Origin of the sequence: Chryseobacterium indologenes (assembly GCA_016025055.1) — a bacterium.
Classification (GTDB): domain Bacteria; phylum Bacteroidota; class Bacteroidia; order Flavobacteriales; family Weeksellaceae; genus Chryseobacterium; species Chryseobacterium indologenes.
Genome location: CP065590.1, coordinates 4,609,873 through 4,631,965 on the forward strand (window position 1 = coordinate 4,609,873; position 22,093 = coordinate 4,631,965).

At 36.6% G+C, this 22,093-nt stretch carries 12 protein-coding genes, 1 tRNA gene and 6 pseudogenes; 8 read left to right on the forward strand and 11 right to left on the reverse strand.

What is annotated here, in order from left to right:
* Nucleotides 1-50: 50 nt before the first annotated feature.
* The 6 genes and pseudogenes from H3Z85_21290 to H3Z85_21315 form a co-directional block, all read right to left on the reverse strand.
* Complete coding sequence (locus tag H3Z85_21290) at nt 51-626, reverse strand: hypothetical protein (GenBank protein ID QPQ51730.1); 576 nt, start codon at nt 624-626, stop codon at nt 51-53.
* 8 nt (nt 627-634) lie between these two features.
* Nucleotides 635-2,017, reverse strand: a complete 1,383-nt coding sequence (locus H3Z85_21295) for a T9SS type A sorting domain-containing protein (GenBank protein ID QPQ51731.1) — start codon at nt 2,015-2,017, stop codon at nt 635-637.
* A gap of 693 nt (nt 2,018-2,710) precedes the next feature.
* A tRNA-Arg gene (locus H3Z85_21300) sits at nt 2,711-2,782 on the reverse strand.
* 71 nt (nt 2,783-2,853) lie between these two features.
* Nucleotides 2,854-4,616: pseudogene (locus tag H3Z85_21305) on the reverse strand (TonB-dependent receptor).
* Nucleotides 4,617-4,645: 29 nt separating this feature from the next.
* On the reverse strand, nt 4,646-4,921 hold the full coding sequence (locus H3Z85_21310; GenBank protein ID QPQ51732.1) for a hypothetical protein: 276 nt from the start codon (nt 4,919-4,921) through the stop codon (nt 4,646-4,648).
* 217 nt (nt 4,922-5,138) lie between these two features.
* Nucleotides 5,139-8,101, reverse strand: a pseudogene (locus H3Z85_21315) (tetratricopeptide repeat protein).
* A gap of 258 nt (nt 8,102-8,359) precedes the next feature.
* Between H3Z85_21315 and H3Z85_21320 the strand changes: the two are divergent.
* The 3 genes and pseudogenes from H3Z85_21320 (at nt 8,360) to H3Z85_21330 (ending at nt 12,879) form a co-directional block, all read left to right on the forward strand.
* A pseudogene (locus H3Z85_21320) lies at nt 8,360-10,599 on the forward strand (CocE/NonD family hydrolase).
* Nucleotides 10,600-10,703: 104 nt separating this feature from the next.
* A pseudogene (locus H3Z85_21325) lies at nt 10,704-12,385 on the forward strand (amino acid permease).
* A gap of 146 nt (nt 12,386-12,531) precedes the next feature.
* Nucleotides 12,532-12,879, forward strand: a complete 348-nt coding sequence (locus tag H3Z85_21330; GenBank protein QPQ51733.1) for a DUF962 domain-containing protein — start codon at nt 12,532-12,534, stop codon at nt 12,877-12,879.
* A 144-nt stretch (nt 12,880-13,023) separates the two neighbouring features.
* On the opposite strand, the gene H3Z85_21335 is transcribed toward H3Z85_21330, so the two are convergent.
* Nucleotides 13,024-13,434: a lipocalin family protein gene (locus H3Z85_21335; protein ID QPQ51734.1), complete on the reverse strand. Its 411-nt coding sequence runs from the start codon at nt 13,432-13,434 to the stop codon at nt 13,024-13,026.
* Between the two features lie 185 nt (nt 13,435-13,619).
* Complete coding sequence (locus H3Z85_21340) at nt 13,620-15,641, reverse strand: hypothetical protein (protein QPQ51735.1); 2,022 nt, start codon at nt 15,639-15,641, stop codon at nt 13,620-13,622.
* 149 nt (nt 15,642-15,790) lie between these two features.
* Between H3Z85_21340 and H3Z85_21345 the strand changes: the two are divergent.
* Together H3Z85_21345 and H3Z85_21350 are read left to right on the forward strand one after the other, a co-directional pair.
* A pseudogene (locus H3Z85_21345) lies at nt 15,791-16,135 on the forward strand (DUF4377 domain-containing protein).
* Nucleotides 16,136-16,210: 75 nt separating this feature from the next.
* Complete coding sequence (locus H3Z85_21350; GenBank protein ID QPQ53971.1) at nt 16,211-16,405, forward strand: DUF4377 domain-containing protein; 195 nt, start codon at nt 16,211-16,213, stop codon at nt 16,403-16,405.
* 179 nt (nt 16,406-16,584) lie between these two features.
* Here H3Z85_21350 and H3Z85_21355 read toward each other — a convergent pair whose 3' ends face one another.
* Nucleotides 16,585-17,523: an SPFH domain-containing protein gene (locus tag H3Z85_21355; protein ID QPQ51736.1), complete on the reverse strand. Its 939-nt coding sequence runs from the start codon at nt 17,521-17,523 to the stop codon at nt 16,585-16,587.
* A gap of 130 nt (nt 17,524-17,653) precedes the next feature.
* Nucleotides 17,654-19,009, reverse strand: coding sequence for a deoxyguanosinetriphosphate triphosphohydrolase (locus H3Z85_21360; GenBank protein ID QPQ53972.1), 1,356 nt, complete (start codon nt 19,007-19,009; stop codon nt 17,654-17,656).
* A gap of 162 nt (nt 19,010-19,171) precedes the next feature.
* Here H3Z85_21360 and H3Z85_21365 point away from each other — a divergent pair, with 162 nt between their 5' ends.
* The 3 genes and pseudogenes from H3Z85_21365 to H3Z85_21375 all read left to right on the forward strand — a co-directional run bounded on the left by H3Z85_21365 (nt 19,172) and on the right by H3Z85_21375 (nt 21,743).
* Entirely contained in the window at nt 19,172-19,798 is a 627-nt protein-coding gene (locus tag H3Z85_21365; GenBank protein QPQ51737.1) for a class I SAM-dependent methyltransferase, read from the forward strand.
* Between the two features lie 122 nt (nt 19,799-19,920).
* Entirely contained in the window at nt 19,921-20,655 is a 735-nt protein-coding gene (locus H3Z85_21370) for an endonuclease (GenBank protein QPQ51738.1), read from the forward strand.
* A gap of 431 nt (nt 20,656-21,086) precedes the next feature.
* Nucleotides 21,087-21,743 (forward strand): annotated as a pseudogene (locus tag H3Z85_21375) (glycosyl transferase).
* Here H3Z85_21375 and H3Z85_21380 read toward each other — a convergent pair.
* Nucleotides 21,740-22,075, reverse strand: a complete 336-nt coding sequence (locus H3Z85_21380) for an EamA family transporter (protein ID QPQ51739.1) — start codon at nt 22,073-22,075, stop codon at nt 21,740-21,742. The pseudogene H3Z85_21375 and the gene H3Z85_21380 sit on opposite strands and share 4 nt — an antisense overlap.
* Between the last annotated feature and the right edge of the window lie 18 nt (nt 22,076-22,093).

Consider the following 22,093-nt stretch of genomic DNA (forward strand, 5'->3'; position numbering starts at 1 on the left):
TTTTACGCCATTCAAAGAGGAAGTGAACAGGATTGTATTTTTTCCTTTTTCTAATGAATGTAATGGAATTTCTTCTTTTGACTACTCCACTTGCTGCCTGCCACAATAATATCTCCACCAAAAGCAATATTCTTATTGATTGATCTGGAAACGGAATGGTAAGAATCCAATCCGAAAAGATCATACACAAGGTATGCTTTTACATTCTGTTTCCCTATTTCAGGAATGGTAATGGTAAAGAAGTTATCCTTGGCATTATCAGATTCCTCATCGGAAAATTCTCCGATTGTTCCCTGTTTTTCTTCGGAACTAAAAATGTTTTCCAATTTTTTATGGTCCGGAAATATAACTTTGAATGGAGTTTCTGCCTTTGTCTCCTCCTTATTTTCCTTTTTAATGATATCAGCATTCTTATGTTCAGGATTTTTATGTTCTAAACTTTCTGCTGAATCTGTATCCGTTGGTTTCGAATGATAGACATATTTTTCCATCATGCGAAGTTTAAAGGACCGAACTTTCTGCCGGTCTTCTTTCGTAAAGCTCGCAAATATGAACATACTTGCAAAAAAGCATACGAAGAGCACTGATCTTTTTGTAAAAGACTCTCTGTTAATATGTATTTTCATGGTTAAGCTTAGTCAACGATTAGTTTAAAAGTTTTTATATTTTTTCCGTTCTGAGTAAGGTTGATTAAATAAGCACTTTGCACAGGAAGATGATGGGTATATGAACCTACAGAACTGCTTATTTTTTCCAGTTTTATTAACTTACCTCCTGCATCATAAATTGAAATAACCAGATTGTCCATCTTAGGAAAAACAATGGTAAAATTCTGATCTTTTTTTACCGGATTAGGATAAAGATTTATTGAGCTTACGTCTAATGAAAGATCTTTTTCCCCATATAAGTTTCCGGAACCGGAAACAGATCTCGGATCCTGTTCTTTACCTTTCTGATCCTTCGGACCAACCGCAAAAGTAAAGTAAGCTTTATTTGCCGAGTCGAAAGCGTCCACGAATTCTACTTTGTTGAAAGTGACATATTTTTCATTCTCCACACCTGGAATTCGCTGAATCTTTCCGTTATCTATTTTAAGTAACATCCAATAAGCAATTGGAAAGGATTTCGGATTGACTGCATCTTTTAAAATCCTTACACTGTAATCCGCTTTGGGGACTTTGTTTCCAATAAAATCAATTTCCCAATTTCTTTCCAAAACTTCTAAGTCCCGATCTGTTTTTAAAGCCATTGCTTTATTATCGTCCGACCACATTACAAAATTATTGTTGTCAAGTGTGGTCGCATTTTCAAAATTGGTTCTGGCAATACCGTTCATCCCGATGGTCAGAAACAAATCTGCCTGATTTGTAGATTGCTTCTGATAGAGCTCATTTCCATCATCTCTTCCAAGACCTGTGGGTCGATAGTTGTAATCTTTATGTTTTTCCGGATCCCAGATTACTTTAGCGTCACTGCCGTAGTATTTTCCTTTTTCCAAGGAAATCCCATATTTGATAGACAGATACGAATGGATTTTATTAAGATCCATTGCCTTTGCTTTCTTCGTGAAAAAAATCATTTCATAAAGATTCTGGTCTTCAAATTTGATTTTCAAACTATCCACCTTTTCTCTTTGATCGGCATTCGCCAAAAAGAAAAAAATACTCGGACGCCTACTCAATTCTTTGGAGTTTTTACCTTTTACATAAGAATTATTGCTTAGAGAAACGTTCTTATCAGCATTATTCCAGATAAGTTCATTCTCCTTTGAAGTATGAACCAGGCTTATTGTATGGCTCTTATTTTTACTGTATTTAATATACTTTTTGAGAAGTTTGTCCTTGATGCCGCAATGAAAGTTTAATAAATTCTCATCCGGACATCGGGTGGCTTCCCGCAAGCTGGAATTAGTTTTTTCCCAAAGCTGGACATCAGATCCTACCAATTGGGAATATGCAGAGAAAGAACACGACAGCATAGCCATCATGAAAATTCTCCTACAGGAGATCGTATTCATATAAATGGTGGTTTTAATAACAACACAACAAGGTCTGAAAAGAGCTTAAAGTATTGTCTGATGATTATTTTTTTAATGTAATAATAACAGTTCTCAACTATTGCAATAGGAGAATTGTCAAGTTTCAGAGAAATTTGAGTGTAGAATGTTCTTCATGAGTTTTTGGTTTTTAGTTTTGTTCAGTAAATGTAAACAAAAAATCAATTGAAAATATAAAATTTTGTTAAAAACAGTTAAATTAAAAGTAAAAATCCAAAAAACACCTATAAACACTGGTTTTATTCACAAATATAGTTAACGGATTTCAGAATATAATAATATAATCCATCATTTTTGCCAATGCAAGCAGCCGGAATCTTCATGATGCGACCTTAGTTCTAGCAAGGTTTATGACTTAAGAATAATGTATGTATAGGTTTTAATTAAATAATAAGAGCGGACACCATGAATTCCTGCAATAAATCATTAATAAAAACTGAATATCAACTTGTCAATCCTGCTGATCTCCCAACATGATTTGCCGCGGAAAACTGAGTAATCAAAATAATAATAAAAAGACCACCCAATGATAAAAAAGTATCAGGGACTACAATAAAATGATTGGAGGTTGCCTTTTTCCGGTGCTTACGTATGCAGTTGATTTATAAAACGCCGGGTATAAAAACAAAAAAGCCCCTTAAAAAAGGAGCTTTGTGACCGCAGAAGGATTCGAACCCTCACTGTCGGAGCCGAAATCCGAAGTTCTATCCATTAAACTATGCAGCCGTATTCATTAGTAATGAATGATAAGTAATGAAAATAAGACGATTACCTATCATTCACTGCTTTTTTATGACTTAGAAAGTGATCTTCACTCCTCCCAGAATCTGAGCACCCAAGACTTTATATCCTTTGTACGTCTGGTATTTTGAGCTTAGAAGATTATTTCCGAGTGCGAAAATACTGAAATTTTTGTGAATTTTATACTCTGCGGAAAGATTTAAATCAGCATACCCCCCAACTTTATCATTCGTGTTCTCCGTAGACTGATAAATTACATTAGGAGCGCCTATACCTTCGATCGCATAAGAGTTTGTTGTTCTGTCACTTGCAAAGATTCCTTTGAAGCCCAGTAATAATTTTTTATCCAGCATTGTATATTTAGCTCCGATGCTCGCATTGAACAAAGGAACGTTATAAATATTGTCAAAATTCTTTAAATTATATTTTGTAAACCTTAAATCCCCGTCAATAATCAAGTTTGCTAATGGGAAATACTGAATACTACCTTTAATATCGCTCACATTTCCATCATCATAAACGGCAGAGAATGTATTGGCAAAGTTATATGCGGAACGATTCACTGATGTATTATCAAAAAGTCCGTTAGCCCTGAAGAACATAATGTCTTTCATTTTTCCGAATCCTGCAGAGAAGTCATATTTCAATGTTTCATCGATATCTCCTCTTAATCCCACATAGAAATGATATTTCGTTTCTGTTGGCTTTAGATACTGGTCAGAAACAAGAAAAGGATTAGCCTGTAAAAGATCAGAATACGTATTGAGTTTAAGACCACCGTCTACTCCACCATAGAATTTAAATTCTTTAGCAGCAGCTACCTGGAATTCAGCCTGTGGAAACCAGTACGTTTTATTGTTCTTCAGCTCATCCATTTGTCTGTTTGAGTTTTTAGCATTCAGGAAAGAAAATCCTGATCCTAACATCAAATAAGACTCGCCTTTTCTGAAAGTTACTTTCGGAGTTAAATTGGTATTAAAGAAATTGGAAGAGTTTTTATCCAGCAACTCAAAATCTGTTTTTACAGACTCAAGTCCTACTCCTAAATCGGCATTAAGATTAATTCCTGATTTCCCGAGTTCTACCGCATGTTTTGAAAAATTTGCAAGCACGGAAACCTGATTTTCTGAAGCACTGAAATGATCTTTCAGGAAAGAAGATTTCACTCGTACATCATTTAAAATTTCATTGGAATAGAAGTCGTAATATCCGTTGACCTTAAACTGATTTACATTCTGCTTCAGATCAACATCTGCAGAAGGCTGCATAGCATAAATTCCGTAATAATTATAATTATTTAAACCATATTCGGCATTTACATTGAATTTCCCTTTTTCGCCATAAGAATTAAGGAAAGCAGCAAAAGCCGCGGATGTCTGTTTTGATTTCCAGTCGTAATCTTTTTTAAGACCGCTGGTCGATAAAACATGAACATCACCTCCTACTTCAATTTTGTTTTCAAGGGTTTTGGAAACATTCCCATCCAACAGGATTTTTCCATAATTACCCATTCCGAACTGGAAATAATTATTCTGGGCAGTTCCGTCAAATTTAGGAGCTACATCTTCTCCCTGGATCGTTGAAGTTTTAAAATCCGAAACCGCAGGAACGTCTGTAATATTGTATTTGACAGGATTCTGAGACTTCTCCTCCGGAGGATAATTTTTAATAGTTTCCACGGAAGTTTTCTTCTTCTCGATCTTCTTCACTTCCGGCTCTCTTTTTTATTAAGAACCAGCTTTTCCTCCTTGATCTGGGAAAACGCAAACTGCGAAACCCCTAAAAATAATATGGATAATAATTGAATTTTTCTGTTCATATTTTCTTTATTTGAAAAATATAACGGTTTTATTTATTGGAAGCAATATAACTGCCTAATAAAGCCTTCCCTGACTGTTTTGAAAAAGTTTTGCCCAGTCTGAATATATTAAACAGCCAAAGGCTTTGATAAACCTGTAATTTGTATTGATAATTTTTCGTTGTATTATTTTCAACAGTATCATAGCTGTAAGAAATATCATAGGGAAACCCTGAAGGCACCAATCCTAATGTCATCATACTTCCGATCATTGGATTTCCACATGCCGGAGTACGGGTTTCCATAGGATGCAATGTTATTTTCATCACTTGAGTACTGTCTTCTACAATATCATAAATCTTGGAATGTTTTAGAATTTCAAATTCTTTTTAAGATTCTTATTAGCCACAAAAACCTTTTGTTTTGGAAAATCCGCCTTTGCTTTTCTAAACTCTTTAGAAGAAACATTATAGGCTGAGATACAGCTCCAGAGCGAAGCAGAAATTAAAAAAGAATAGGCACTTATCTTAAACATCTTCAATCCTATTTTTTAATCTGCTTTTTAACCTCTTTAGCTTCAGCTACGATTTCAGGGAAATCTTTATAGTTGGCAATGATCTGGTCACATGTATAACTTGCCTGGTAATTATCCTTCAGCCCGATATAGTTTTTCGCCATCAGTACCAGCGCTTTTGCACCCCAATATTCTTCTGATGCATAATTATTGGCCAGTTTAAAGATTGTTTCATTCGAAGATTTGAACGCTTTTCCTTTATTCTGATAGTATGCTTTTGCGTACAGCGCTTCTGCTGCTACCGAGGTATTGGATGATTTTTCAAGAGGAGCATAGGCAGACTGAGCATCTTTATCTTTCCCCGAATTCATCAGACTTCTCGCCTTGATTACTTTTGCCGTTTCGATCACAGCTGCTGAGTTTTTGGAGTTACCAATTACGGCATTCGCCAGTTTTTCAGCTTCGGAGAAGTTCTTTTCTTCAGCATATAATTTCATCAACTCCACATTAGCATAGTTTTTAATACTGATATCTGAAGAGTTTTTAATGCCTTCAAGATACTTTTTAGCTTCCGTGGTGTTTCCTTGTGCTATAAAAATCTGAGCTAAACGAGTTTGCGCGTCATCTTGGTAATCATTCTGAATCCCAGCCACTTCCTGCAATACAAGTAAAGCTTTTGTTGAATTGTTGGTCTGGTAATAACTTTCTCCCAGTTCATACTTCGCCTGATACAATCCTTCGCCTGTAGGGTTTTGCGTCAGATATTTTTCATAATAAGAGATTGCGTTTTTATAATCTTTCTTAGAGAAATATTGTTTTCCCGTAGATAAGTTGATCTCATCGATCTCAGAGGCGTCAACATTCACGCCGATAGTTCTGGCAAAGTTCTGGTATCCGGCAACATCCCCGTTCTTTGTGAAAATTGGTTTTGCCGCCTGAACAACTTTTTGAGCGTAAGCGGTATTTTTATACTGCTCTCCCAAAGCTGTCAGTTCAGAGAGTGCCTTATCATTCTGATTCTGGTCGATGTAATTCTGTGCCCTGTAGATCGAAGCATTGGCAATGAGATCTTTGTCTGAAGAAGTCTTAATCACTTTTCCAAAATAATCATTGGAATTGGCAAAATCATCCTGAGCAGCATAGGCCGTTCCTATTTCATATTGAGCATCATCATAATATTCCGAATCCGGATATTTTGATAAAAGGTTTTTCAGATTATTGATCTTCGCCTGCGTATCTCCTTTAAATCCTAAAGCCATAGCCTTTTGGTATAAAGTATAATCTGTAGCATCAGCATTTTTATCATAAATAGCGATCGCTTCGTTCAGATCATTATTGGCATAATGGATATCTGCGAGACGAAGTTCGGCATCATTTTTAAACTCAGGTTTTGGATTGGCCAGATATTGTTTAAAATAAGTGGAAGCCTGATCAAATTTTTTCGATTTAAAATAAGCATACCCCAAATCATAAGGTAATTGCTGCTTTTCAGGGAAATTCTCGTTCAGAAGCTTTTCATAACGAACGATAGCAGAAGGATAATTTCCTTTTTGATAATAGACCTGAGCCAGCCAGTACAATGCCCTGCTGTTAAACTCTTTATTGATATTAAAAGCGAGACTTCTCAAGAAATACTTTTCAGCCTCGTCATAATTCCCTTTATTGAATTCCTCTGTTCCTAATAAATAAGAAACTTCCTGGTCTACTTTATTGATTTCAGGAGTCGAGCTTTGCAGCCTGTCGATGGCGTTCAAGGTTTCTTTATAGTTTCCTGAATACAGATATGATTTCACCAGCAGAGATCTCATTTCTGAAGCATTGGCACCATTCTGATTTTCATTGATATAACTTTGAATAACTGCTGACGGGCTTTCAAACGGGTTTCCGATATCATAACTCAGTTTTGCATATTGCTCATGAGCAAGCTTTTTCACTTTGGCATCATAATCCATCTGGTAAGAAGAACGGAATGCAGAAAGGGCTTCCTGTTTTTTATCTACCGCCAGATAAGCATTTCCTAATTGATAGTAAGCATTTTGTGCCAGTGCAGAGTTACTGTTCAGAAGCTGGTTATAATAAGAAACCGCTTCATCATATTTTTTAACTGAGCGGCAACGAATCCCATTTCATACAAATCGTTTTCGGACGGGTTTTGTTGTACATTCAGGTAATCTTTCAGGTGAGGGTATGCAGCATTATAATCATTCTTCATAAAATAGCTCTCCCCGATGATTTTATGAACCTCAGCTTTGTAAGATTCCGAAATGCTTTCGTTCAACAAAGCATTTCCTTCAGAGATTGCCTGATCATAGTTTTTATCGTTGTAGTACATCTGTACATAGTAAGGACGTACCAGCTTTGAAAATTTATCATCATTTTTTACAGAATCAAAATATTGGAAAGCTTTATCATTCTGTCTGTTGCTGTAGTATAAATGCCCAAGCATATAAGCGATGTCTCCCTTTTGAGATTGATCTGCCGTTTTGTAGGCTTCTTCCAGAGCATCAATGGCTCCTTTAGAATCTCCTGTCATATATTTGGCATATCCCAGTTTCAGAATGTACTGCGTGTTTTCCTCTTTTGAAAGCTGATATTGGTTTACTTTTTTCAAAGTTTCCAATGCTTTATCGAAGTCTTTCTTAGCCAGGTAGTAATCCGCCAGAGGAAGATTAGCCTGCGCAAAATAAGCAGAATTCGGATATTCTTTGATAAAAGCCGTTAACCCTTCTTCAGCATGGTTTTTCTGAAGAATAACTCCAATCACATTATCAAAAAATTGAGCGCCTTCCTTTTTTGAACGGGACAAATTCTGATTATAGAAGTATTGTCTTGCGTATTCATACTGGGAGGCGTTGTATATTTTTGTCTGATAAAGATTTTCAGCTAGATTGAATCTATAATTTTCTTTCTGGGTAAAATATTGGGACTGTTGGGCATCGGAGATTCCGAAATAGATCACAGCAGCCGCTAAAAGTATTTTTTTTGATTTCATTCTTCTTGATATAAGAAAATTAGTCTAAATAAGTTAACGAAAATATTAAAAACTTATTGTTTAAGCAAGTTTTAACAGAGGTAAAACCTAAAATAATGATTTAACAACAATGAAAATCATTTCACTGTATCATGATAAAATTTCTTACTTTAGTTTGCTAAAAAATGTAAACAATTTTAACAATCAGGTATCAAAAACATATTTTGACCCGATACTCTTTCAACAGCAGCTAAAAACATACCATAAACATCCTCTGACATGAAATTTAAGATACTTTTAGCATTAATTTTTGTCAACCTGATCCAGGCACAAAAGTTTTATTTTCCGAAAACGGCAGTCACAGACTCTGTTATTCTGGATAAACAGATGCCTCAACTTGCACTGAAGGTAATCACTCAGCTTAAGTCGGCAAAGTACAAACCTGAAAACAAAGTTGATTATCTGGACAACCTTTTCCGTCTACAGATGGCCACTCAGGATTATCAACAATCAATAGCAAGCCTTTCTGAAAACCGATCTCTTTTTGCAGATCACAATATGGGCGGATACAGACTTATGGGATTTGAATTGTATAGCAGGGCTAAACTTGCCCAAAAGGAAAATAATATGACCTTTTCCAATGCACTTCAGAAAGTCTTTAATCAAAAATATGACCGCCTTCCTGAAAAGCTGACTCCCAGACTGGGACTAAGTCTGGACGCCAATGTGCCGGAATCAAGAAAGCAATTTAAAAAATATTGAATAAACAAAAAGATAAAGATAGTATTGATTATAAAACGGCCCTGGCTTTATGTAAAGCTTATGTAAGTTACAAAACCTTCTCAGGAATTAAACCACAGGTTATGCAACTGCTGGTTTCAAAAGATAAAGAAAGGTTCATTACAGAAACCAAGGATATTACCTTAAAAAACGGAAATACCTTAACGATTACTATTGTCAGGAAAAAGCAGAATACCACTCCACTGCCTGTTATTCTGACGAGCAATATCTATGCAGGCCAGATAGATGATTTTTTTGGAAAAAGAGCTGCTACGTATAATTATGTAGGAGCTGTAGTCAATACCCGCGGAAAAAGAAACAGTAATAACGTAAACAATCCTTTTGAACACGAGTCGGAAGACATCTATGATGTAATAGACTGGGTGAGCAAACAGCCATGGAGCAACGGAAAAGTAGGAATGATCGGGGGAAGCTACCTGGGTTTCAGCCAGTGGGCTGCTGTAAAGAAACTACACCCTGCATTAAAAACAATAGTTCCGCAGGTTGCAGTAGGTATCGGAATCGACTATCCTGCGCAGAACAATATCTTTATGAGCTATATGTTGCAGTGGATACAGTACGTTACCAATAATAAATTGACAGATGAAGCAGATTTTACCAATGCTGCAAAATGGGATTCCATCAATACAAAATGGTATAAGAGTGGCAAAGCATTCCGGTCGCTTGATTCGATAAGCGGTAAGCCTAGCAAAATCTTTCAGAGATGGCTGGATCATCCGGGCTATGACCAATACTGGCAGAAAATGATTCCTTACAAGGAAGATTTCAGTAAAATAAATATCCCGATCTTAACGACAACCGGATATTATGATGATGACCAGATTGGTGCTCTGTACTACTATAAGGAACATCATCAATATAATAAAAATGCAGACCATTATGTGGTTATTGGTCCTTATAATCATGGAGGGGCACAAAGTTTCGGATTCACCTACGTGAATGGCAATCCTATTGATCCTGTGGCGCGTATTAGTATTGACGATCTTGCATTTTCATGGTTCGATTATATTCTAAAAGGGGGTAAAAAGCCTGATCTGTTAAAAGACAGGATCAATTTTCAGGTTATGAACACCAATACATGGAAACATGTATCCGGTCTTGATAAAATGCACACGTCCACCCTCAAGTTTTATCTTCAAGATCTGAAAAACACTTCATCAGTATTTAATAAACCCGGGAAAAAAGACTTTACCAGTCAAACCGTTGATTTCACGATCAGGGATGATAAAGACACCTATTATAAATCCGGTAAAAAAGACAGCATTAAAACAACAAATTCAATTGTATTTGAAAGTGAAGTACTTGATAAAGAGATGATCTTCAGTGGAAATATATCAGGATTTTTTAATGTTTCCATTAACAAAAAAGATTTTGATACTGAAACTTCACTCTATCAGATACAACCTGACGGCAAATCTTTTTTATTATCAACACACATGGTAAGAGCAAGCTATGCAAAAGATAATGCTGGACGAAAGCTTTTGACTCCGGATGTCATTGAGCAAATTCCTGTAAATAACTCAATATTCATGAGTAAAAAAATAGAAAAAGGAAGTAAATTATTACTATTAGTAGGTGTTAACAAGAATCCCAACTGGCAGATCAATTACGGAACCGGTAAAAATGTGAGTGATGAAACGGTTCAGGATGCGGGGAAACCCTTAGAGATCAAATGGTACAATGACAGCTATGTGGAAATACCTGTTTATAAAGACTAAAGGTTGTTTGCCAAGCAATTTTATCCAAATGTCGTTAACAACTGTTAACATCAAAATAAAAAATCATTACATTTGCTTTTTTTCAAATCAAATATAGTTATTGAATGAGTCAACTTTTTAGAAGAAAAATCTATTCAGATACAGATACTTCAACGGGACTTTTAAGGGTCTTAGGTGTATGGGACATTGTATTTTTGGTATTGCGGCGATTATAGGAGCTGGAAGTTTCAGTAGTTTGGGGGAAGCCGTTTTCAGAGGGGGTCCCGGTGTAATCCTTCTATATTTGATTTGTGGTTTTGCCTGTGGCTTTACGGCGTTATGCTATGCTGAATTTGCCAGCAGGATTCCTACAGCCGGTTCGGCGTATACCTATGCCTATGCGAGTTTTGGGGAATTGATTGCCTGGGTCATCGGCTGGGCACTGATCATGGAATATTCTTTTGGTAATATCTATGTAGCCTTTTCATGGTCGGATTATTTTACCAGCTTTTTAGGCCGTTTGGGAATGCACATTCCTGATTATCTGACCTGCAGCTATACCGAAGCGATGAAAGCTGTTAAAAACGGCTCCGAAAATAAAGAACTTTTAAACGCCTGGAAAACCGCTCCTATGATCGGAAGCCTGAAATTCATTGTAGACATTCCTGCATTGGTGATCAACGGCCTAATTACATGGCTTTGTTATGTTGGAGTAAAGGAAAGTAAAAATTTCAACAATTCTTTAGTGATTCTAAAACTGGGGGTAATTGTTTTGGTTATTCTGGTTGGGTTTGCTTATATCAATACTGATAACTGGACGCCCGTAAGTCCTACGACAGGAGTTCCTTCGTTTATGCCTAATGGTTTTGCCGGTGTAATGAGTGCCGTATCTGGGGTATTCTTCGCTTATATAGGATTTGATGCCCTGAGTGTACTTTCGGAAGAAACAAAAGATCCACAGAAGACCCTTCCCAAGGGAATGATCATTTCACTTGTTTTATGTACTGTCATCTATATTGCTCTAACATTGGTCCTAACGGGGATGGTAGATTACAAAAAGTTTGATGGTGTAGGTGACCCGCTTTCATTTATATTTGAGAAAACCAACGCTAATGTAGCCTGGATGGAGCTTGTTGTTTCCTTTGTGGCTATTGTCGCGATTACGACAGTATTATTGGTATTCCAAATGGGGCAACCGAGAATCTGGTATGCGATGAGCCGTGACGGGCTGATGCCTGCAAGGTTTCAGAAAGTGCATCCAAAATACAAAACTCCTTCTTATGCGACGATTGTTACCGGAATTGTAGTAGGGATCCCTATTTTATTTACAGATAAGACCTTTATCCTTGATTTCACGAGTATCGGAACTATTTTCGCGTTCGTACTGGTATGTGCAGGTGTTCTTGTACTTCCTGCCAAAGAAAAAATCAAAGGCAGATTTCACCTTCCGTATGTAAATGGTAAAATCATATTCCCTGTTATTTTCATCGGTGGATTGATCGCTTTCTACTATTGGCAACCAGAATTTTTCCGTACATTAATGGATTGGTCGGATGCTAAGGAGGGAGAATTCAGAGCGTCTATTTTCTTCTTTATTGTCATTAATCTGATCTTGTGTATCGTGGCCTTTGTGAAAAACCTTTCATTAATCCCTTTAATCGGGCTAAGCTCTTGTCTGTACCTGCTTACCGGGATGAGCCATGAAAACTGGTTCTGGTTTGGGATGTGGTTCCTGGTCGGGATGGTTATTTACTTCTTCTACGGATACAAGAACAGTAAACTCGGAAAAGAATTAAGAAATAATTAAAATTAAAACTGCACTATACTGAAAGGGCAAAACTGCAAACAGGTAATAATTACATTTTCCTCTGGCAGTTTTGCCCTTTCTTTGTTTTATCAAAGCGGCAAACTTATTGCTACAGATCCTGGGTAAACCCTAAACTAATTTTGGCCATGTCTGAAAGAATAAAAACATACAAGGAATTTTATCAGTTTTATCTTACCGAGCACAGTAAAACAGGGACAAGAATTTTCCACTTTATAGGTACGTTGCTTGTCTTTTTCGTGATCGGTTATGTCATCAGTTCGGGAAAAGAACGATTTCTATGGTACGTCCCTATTTTTGGCTATGGATTTGCCTGGTTCAGCCACGCAGTAATTGAAAGAAATAAGCCTGCCACATTCAAATATCCGTTGTGGTCTCTGATTTCAGATTTCAGGTTATTTTTTGAGTTGTTGATTGGTAAACAAAAATTCAGAGACAATAGTCCACAGCCTCAGAGCACCTCGGTAGAAGACTAATTTCTTTATGAGTTAATGTACAGCAGGTATAATTAAATTGCCGCAAATTCAATACTTCGCGGCAATTTACTTTGACCGTAATGTATCCTAATTTTTGCTATCAACAAAGACAGTGCAAAAGAGAATAATGCCTGCCACATCTTATCAGTATTGTTTTTCGAGAATATTGTAATGAATGGTATTCATTACTTTTTCTGCCAGCTTATCTCCATCCACGTGAACGGGCTTCGGTTTGTAATCAGAAAATGTCATGGTTTTATCTTTATTAAAAGTCACTACCACTTCTTCGAGAATATTCTTATCGTCCACATAAAATTGGATTCTGTCATCTATAATCCTCCACAGAGAAAGTCTCGGTTCGGACGGACTGCAATCCCCTACACTTCCTTCAATATAATTATAAACCGCAAAACCGTCTTCACGGATTGCATAATTCCTCATGAGGCGGCAATTGTCAAAATCTTTAACGATTTTCTTTTTATTTTCATAGAAACCGGCTTCTTTTAGTTTCCAGAAACCGATGACATTTTTTTTTAAGTTGCTTCTGTTGAGCACTGATTAAAGAAGATGTTGCCATAAGAAAAGCAACAGGTAATATTTTATACATTATTAAATTTGTTGAAGTGGAGCTATTTCAGGCGAAGATACAATAATTAAGTAAATTCTACCCGCCGCTCATGGTGTCTAAAGAATTCGGGGGCAGCTTCGCTGCCCCCGAATTCTCAAAATCAGGTAGATTACTATTTAAACTTTTTCTTAAAGCTAAATTTCAGACTATTTAACAATCCCGGCTCGATAATATCAATTCCCAGCCCGAAATTACTGTCAGCAACCGTATGATGATCTTCCCTGAACCTTTCAAACTCAGATTGCGGAATTTCGAGGTTTACAAGAGGATTATATTCGATAAACACACTGGCTCCGTTTTTAGCAATTTTCTTACGGCTTTTAAAGTCAAAATAAGGATTCGCTATGGTACTTTCCTGCACCGTATATTTCTCTCCTGTATCAATTTTCTGGTCTGTATACAGGTTGATTTCATACTTTTCACTATCATAATTATGCCAGAAAGGGAGGTCTTTATGCATAAAATCCCTTGCTGCTGCCTTTACAAGGTTTCGGTCAAAGTACATAAGAAAACGCGTCTTCTGCGGATCTACATAATACGGATTTTCAACGGTAGCTGTATAGCGGATCTTTACTTCATTCAGTTTTTTATCATCACTTTCTACTTCAATAGCAGCATCTTTGAATATATTTCTGACATCGGTTCCGTTCCTGTCGTTGGAATAATTCAGGCTATAAAACAGGAAACTGTTCCAGCTGTCGATGATTTCTCGTTTGTTGGTATTTTTAAAATACCTTCTCATCGCATTGGCACGATTCCCTTTATAAATGGTAACCAGATCAAGTTTTCCGGAATTGCCCTGAACATTGAAATCAACTTTTTCGTTCACACAGTAATACGGAAACCTGTAAGATTTCCTTACCTGCAACTCCTGGTCTTTTTTCACCTCCAGATAATGCATAAAATACATAAATCCTCTGTTTTCAATCAACCCGAATTCATCACGTACTGTTGCATCAATAAAATATTCTTCCCCTTTATAATTCACTTTTACCACAACATGATTAAAGCTTAATAATGATGGAAGGTAATATTTAATATAATAATCGGTATTGAAATTAACCAATACCACAGAAGCTTCAACTCCGATATAATCAAGGATAACTTTTAACAGGACAGATTTTGCTTTACAATCTCCCTGCTTATTTTCATACGTTACGGACGGTTCCTGTGGCTTATGCCCATTCATCTCGTCAGCATTGAATACATAATAGATATGATTCTGAACATACTCAATCGCAAACTGAAGTTTTTCATCCATATCCGAAATGGCATCCAGCTTTTCAATAAGATTAGGAGCAAAATCTTTGACTGAAGATTGGCTGATAACCTCATCGTACATCGGGGTAATATAGTTTGAAAGGTCTTTCCAATTACTTTCTGTAGCAAAATCTATGTAAGGAAATATTTCACGTCCCGAGTCTACAGGATTGATATAATTCTGCTTTTCAATAACAAATTGTTCTCCTTTCTTTAAATGGTTAATCTCCGGTTCCAGAACATTTCCCATCTCATCCCTGAAGAACGTCTTTTTGTACGCTATTGTCTGTTCACGTTCGTTGATGAATGTAAACGTAAAGCTACCATAAGCCCAATAATTATCGGGACTCACCCATACATATTTTGAAAATGCTTTTCTCAGAAAATCACGATCCGTAAATACTTTTACCCTGGTATCTTCTAAAATTAAAACATCATACAGCCTGAGATCTTTTATTGTAATATTGATTTTTTTATTACTGCTTAAAACACCGCCGCTGCTTTGATTTTCGCTGTCCAGTACTTTAATCTTGGTATCCGGGATTTTGTCAATAAGCACCCCATCTCTTAAAACACTGATTCTGTGGATCTGATAAACTTCATTTTCTTCGACAATAACATCGGAAACAGAAGCTCTTTCTAAGTTCCCGGGCTCATTCAGAGTGTAAGCCATAAAGATGTACTCACTGTTCTCTGTATTGCTGCTGTAATATTTTTTGTCTAGGAAATAACAGTAATCCCGTCCTTCGTTAATCTGTTTTTTCGCAAATTCAGAGTCCTTGATTCGGTCTTGTAATTCCTGGTCTCCGATAGTTCCTGCCCACATTTCAGGTTGTTGAATCTTATAATTTTCAACTTGAATTTGATTTTCCATATTTATTGTAAAAATTATGTCTTCTGGTTACAAATAGTAAGAAGTTCAAATTAAACAATTAAAAAATGAAAAAACAATAGCAGAACTACGACACTTTCAGAAAAAATTTCGGCACGGTAATTGCGAGGTATGGCGTAAAAATCAAGTTTATGAAAATTTTAGCAACAATTCTAAAAGGAACAGCACCCGCATTGGCATTATTTGCAATGACACAATGTACTACAACCAGCAGTTTATCTTCAGCTGATGAAAAAACGTTCATTGTAGGACCACAAACTGCAGATTGTACAGGTGTAGCTCCTATGAAATGTCTGCAGGTAAAAGAAAAAGCATCTGAAAACTGGACGAATTTCTATACCAACATTGAAGGATTTACTTACGAACCTGGATATGAATATGTTTTAAAAGTAAAAACTGAAAAAATAGCTAACCCACCGGCTGATGGATCTTCCATAAAATACACTCTTGTAAAGCAGGTTTCTAAAGTAAAAAAAGAGGCTTTGTCTGCTGACGAGAAAACAATTATTGTAGGTTCTCAGACCGTAGATTGCTCTGCAGGGGCAGGACGTATGAAATGTATGCAGGTAAAGGAAAAGGCTTCAGAAAACTGGACCAACTTCTACAGCAATATTGAAGGATTCACATACGAACCTGGCTATGAATATGTTCTGAAGGTAAAAACAGAAAAAATAGCTAATCCTCCGGCTGACGCCTCTTCTATAAAATACACATTGGTAGAACAAGTTTCTAAAACGAAAAAGTAATTATATAAAAAATCTCCTGAAATTTCAGGAGATTTTTTTATTTTACAGGTTCGATGCAAGGCTGAAAATTAGTATCAGAGAGAAAATATACCTGTCAACTTATCTAAGCCGATCTGAAAAATATTTATACCTTCCCACTGCTTTTGGCTACCAAAACTTTCAACTTTCAATTTTCCTATCTAGTAGCCCGTTTCTTTCTTAGGCGGATCCGGATACTTTCCTTTTGTAGCCTCACCCACTGTATTGGCAGTGGTCATCGCTACAACCAGGTCGTTCAGCATATTGCTGGCTGCAGTCGGAGAATTGGGAAGAAGAACCAGATTACTCCGGTTACTCGCTCCTACCGAATGCAAAGTATCATAATGTTGGGTCACCACAATAAGCGCTGATGCTTCATGTGAATTGATATCTACATTATTCAGCATCCGTACGGATTCTTCAAGGCCCTTGGCAATTTCTCTTCTTTGATCTGCAATTCCCTGCCCCTGTAATTTTTTAGACTCTGCTTCTGCTTTGGCTACGGCAACAATACGGATTCTTTGTGCTTCGGATTCATATTCCGCAGCTGTTTTTTCCCTTTCTGCCGCATTGATACGGTTCATCGCATGTTTTACCTGCTCATCCGGATCGATATCTGTAACTAAAGCTTTGATGATATCATACCCATAGCTGTTCATCGCGTCCTGAAGTTCACTTTTTACAGCAATAGCAACATCGTCTTTCCTTACAAAGACATCATCCAGTTTCAGCTTTGGAACTTCAGCACGCACCACATCAAAAACGAAAGAAGTAATTTGATTTTCCGGATTTTCCAATCGGTAATAGGCATCACCGACCTGGCTTCGGATGACCTGATACTGAACAGAAATTTTCATTTTGATGAAAACATTATCCAATGTTTTTGTATCAATCATCACATCGAGCTGTTGAATTCTGAGATTAAGCCTTTTGGCAATCTGATCAATAATCGGAAGCTTAAGATGCAGCCCGGAATGTTTTACAGCACGAAATTTTCCAAAACGTTCAATAATCGCTGCAGTCTCTTGTTTTACCACAAAAAACGATGCAAATAAAATGATTAGCCCGAAAAAGATAACGGGAGCAAGATAAATACCCATGGTTTAATTTTTATAATAAGTCGTTAAAAATATACGCTTCGTTAATCATCTTCATCAATTTTAACCTTAAAAGGAAAAAACGATTTTACAATGGTTGGCGATTTCTATAAATATACCACTTATTTTCAAATTAAACGGTCATCCCGATATCAATTCCTTTAATCTTTCTGTATAAATCGGTAGCGTAATTATCCGTCATTCCTGAAACAAAATCGATGATTCCCAATACTTTCTGATAGTCTGTTCCGTTTTCATAGACGAATTGTCTCGGGAGCAACTTCAGTGCTTTTTTATCATATGACTTTCTTTCATCTTCAGGTTTCAGGATAGAAGGAATGAAATGGTCAAGCAATTCGTACATTACATTGTAACCCGCATTCTCAATTTCGACAACGGCTTTGTGGTTGTAAATCTTTTCGATAGAAAAGGATTCTATATCCTGCAGGGCAGAATTTTCTGATTTATAAATATCCAGAAGTCCCTGACCGAGATTTCCTTCAAGAATGGTTTTGAAATTTTGTTTATAGATTTCCAGAGACTTATTGATTAAGGCATTGATCGCTTTTGCTCTAAGGTAGGAGATCTTTTCATTTTCATTAGAAATGGAAGTCAGTTTATTCTTAACACGATCAATATCGTTACTTTCTGATTTTACCAATTCAAAGAAAAGGTTTTCGCAATCGGAAGTAGAGACAATTCCCAGCCTGTGGGCATCTTCCATATCGATAATATTATAGCAGATATCATCGGCAGCTTCCACCAGCCAGACAAACGGATGCCTTTTAAATATATAAGGCTCTTCACTTTCTGATATAAGCTGGGTTCCTTTGGCAATTTCAAGGAAAATATCTTTTTCATTCTGGAAAAAACCAAATTTCTTACGGTGGATAATTCCTTTTTTCTTGGCAATCGCTTCACATGGATATTTGGCAATACTTGCCAATGTTGAAAAGGTAAGCTGGATACCGCCGGCATCTTTTCCTTGCTGCTGCTGAGCCAGCACCCTGATGGCATTGGCATTACCTTCAAAATTGACCAGATCCGCCCATTCTTTATCATTGAATTTGACTTTCAGGTCCTTTTCATTTCTTTCAAAATAGCTCGCAATAGCGTCTTCACCGGAATGACCAAATGCCGGATTACCTACATCATGACATAAGCATCCTGCAGCAATCACATTCCCTAAATTATACAGGTAGAAGTTTTTTGCCTCTTCAGTAAGGTCATTTTTGAAATCTTCGGCAATGAATTCACCAATTATACTCCCTAAACTTCTTCCTACAGACGACACTTCAAGTGAATGCGTCAGCCTGTTGTGTACAAAAACACTTCCGGGAAGCGGAAAAACCTGTGTCTTATTCTGCAATCTTCTGAAGGCAGATGAGAAGATGATTCTGTCGAAATCTCTTTGAAAATCAGTTCTTGAAGCTTTAGTATGTGGATTGTTTCCTGTACGTTGATTGGTAAAAATCTGGTTTAAATTCATCATTTTTCAAAATTACTCCAAATTTTAGTTTTATGGAATAGCATCGGGAGATTTCTTAAATATATACAATCATTCAAAAAATCTATTGTTACCACAGTTTTTTACGTTGATCATTACAGGCAAAAACATCTTACATTTGAGGGAAAATAAAAACTATTATAAATGAGAGATCATACCTGGCTTGAGAAATGGAATGAAAGATATACTCAGGAAGAATTTGTATACGGAACTGAACCCAATCTGTATTTACAAGAAAAACTGGCATCGTTGAAACCCGGAACTATTTTATTCCCGGCAGACGGTGAAGGGCGTAATTCTGTATATTCTGCCATTCAGGGCTGGAAAGCATCAGCTTTCGATATCAGTAAACAGGGCAGAAACAAAGCATTGCAACTTGCTGCAAAAAACAACGTAAGCATCGATTATCAGGTGGGAGAATTGCAGACTCTTCGTTTTAATAAACAGCAATTTGATGTCATTGCATTGATCTATGCTCATTTTCCCGGAGATATAAAATCTGCTGTGCATCGGATGCTGGATCAATATCTCCGTAAAGGTGGATTCGTTATTTTTGAAGCTTTCAGTAAGAAACATCTCGGATATGTCACAAAAAATGAAAAAGTGGGCGGGCCGAGAGATCTTGAATCATTATTTTCAATAGAGGAAATCAGCGCCGATTTTCCTGATTATGAAATTAAAGAGCTTAAAGAAGTGGAAATTGAGCTTAAAGAAGGCCTGTTTCATAACGGAACAGGTTCTGTTATTCGATTTGTAGGGCAAAAACGATAAAACTTAGAGTAAATATATACCACGGGTCAGAATATTCCGGAGATTCTGACCTTTTTTATTCTTGTAAATGGTATTTTTGCTTAACGGAATAGTATTTGAAGTTTTATCTGAAAATAAATACCATGCCTGAAGGTCCCTCCATAATTTTAATGAAAGAAAGTCTGCAGCCATTTGTCGGAAAACAAGTTACAGAAGCTTCAGGCAATGCTAAATTTGATAAAGAGCCTTTACTTGGACAAATTCTGCTTGAGATCCGTACATTCGGGAAACAAACCTATCTTGTTTTTGAAAGATCGGTGATCCGGATTCATTTATTAATGTTTGGGTCGTACAGCATTGATGAACAAACAAAACCCGATCAAAGCCTGAGACTCGCACTCTTCTTCTCCGCAGGCGCCATGTATTTTTACACTTGTTCCGTTAAAGCCGTTGAAATGGACTTCCTTACCACCATTGATTGGAAAGCTGACATTATGAGCGACGAATGGGATCCCAAAAAAGCAGAAAAGAAATTAAAATCGCACCCCGACATGATGGTCTGTGATGCCTTGATGGATCAGGATATTTTTTCTGGTGTGGGAAATATTATTAAGAATGAAGTACTTTTCAGAATCGGAGTCCAACCTGAGAGTCTGTTGGGAAATTTACCCAAGAAAAAGCTTAATGAGCTCATTGCAGAGGCGAGAAATTACAGCTTTGATTTCCTGAGATGGAAAAGGGAGTTTACATTGAAAAAACATTGGCTCGTTCATACAAAATCTCTATGCCCTGTCTGCGGGCAGAAACTGATCAAAAAACAAACCGGTAAAGGGAAAAGAAGAAGCTTTTATTGCGAAAAGGATCAAAAACTGTATTGATAAAGATTCTTCACCATTCATTTAGCGTAATGTAAGCTTTCTGTTATAAGAACACCACCACTCCACTACAATCCCAATCTCCGTTTTCAACTTTCAATTATCCATTAATTAAATACATAAAACTCCACAACAGCGGGAGTTTTTTCATTTGTACTGCTACCGAAATTCATGATTTGACTTTCTATATTAATTTTACTTAACAATTTTCTAATGTTATCTTAATTCCTTTAATCATATTTTAATTCTATTCACAAGCGTCTCTAATCCGGTCATTCTAGTTTTGTAGAATAAAACAAGTCGGTCACATCAAACTAATAGTTACCACTACCATAAGCAATTCTACCTGTATTACTATTTCCATGAAACCAATCATAGCATGAATTCCCCTTGAAAATGCAGGGTTTATTAATGAGATGACAAATACATAGAATATGGCCATACCCAAACAAATATTTCAGACCTTCAAAACAAAGAAACTTCCGTTACTGACCAGGTTTCATATCTGGAATATGAAAAGAAAAAATCCTGAATACCATTATTTTTTCTACGAAGACAGTGACATAGAAAGATTTTTATCTGAAGAATTTCCTCCGGAATATATTAACTGCTATTAGAGATTAACCATTGGAGCTGCAAAAGCTGATTTTTTCCGTTATGCTATTCTCTATAAAAAGGGAGGCGTGTACCTGGATGTAGACAGCGCAATTACAAAGCCTTTGCGAGAGCTTATATATGAGGAGGATGAAGCTGTCATCAGTGTTGAAAGACACGAAAACCTGTATGTTCAGTGGGCGCTTATTTTCAGCCAAAACCATCCTTTTTTAAAGAAAACCCTAGAATTGATACTTTATAATATTGAAAACCACTGCTACCCTAATGACGTACATGCAACAACAGGTCCTGCTGTATTCACAAGAGGAATAAGGCAATCATTACAAGAAAACCCTGATATTCCGTATACTTTATTTAATGGAATTGAATTCCGCGGTTATTTACAATTCAAATATAAACTAGGGAAATTTTTCCTGTACAAAAGTAAATCTCAACATTGGAAACGGCTCCAGACCACCCAGGATATCATTGTTTAATGGGTTCCCATTTTCGAAAATACATTAATAATAATCACTCCAAGGACAATCAATAGGATTCCTATAATAGCCGGTAAATCAGGCACCTGTTTAAACACTATTACTCCGATCATTGTTATAAAAACAATTCCTACTCCGGACCAGATGGCATAGGTAATTCCGACAGGGATCTGACGAAGGGTGAGACTCAGACAATAAAAGGCACAGGCATATCCTATGACCGTAACCAGAGAGGGCCACAATTTTGAAAATTCTTCCGACTTCTTTAAAAAAGTAGTAGCTATGATTTCAAATATAATTGCCAGAGCAAGGAAAATATAACTGCGTCCCATATGTATTCTTTACTGCAA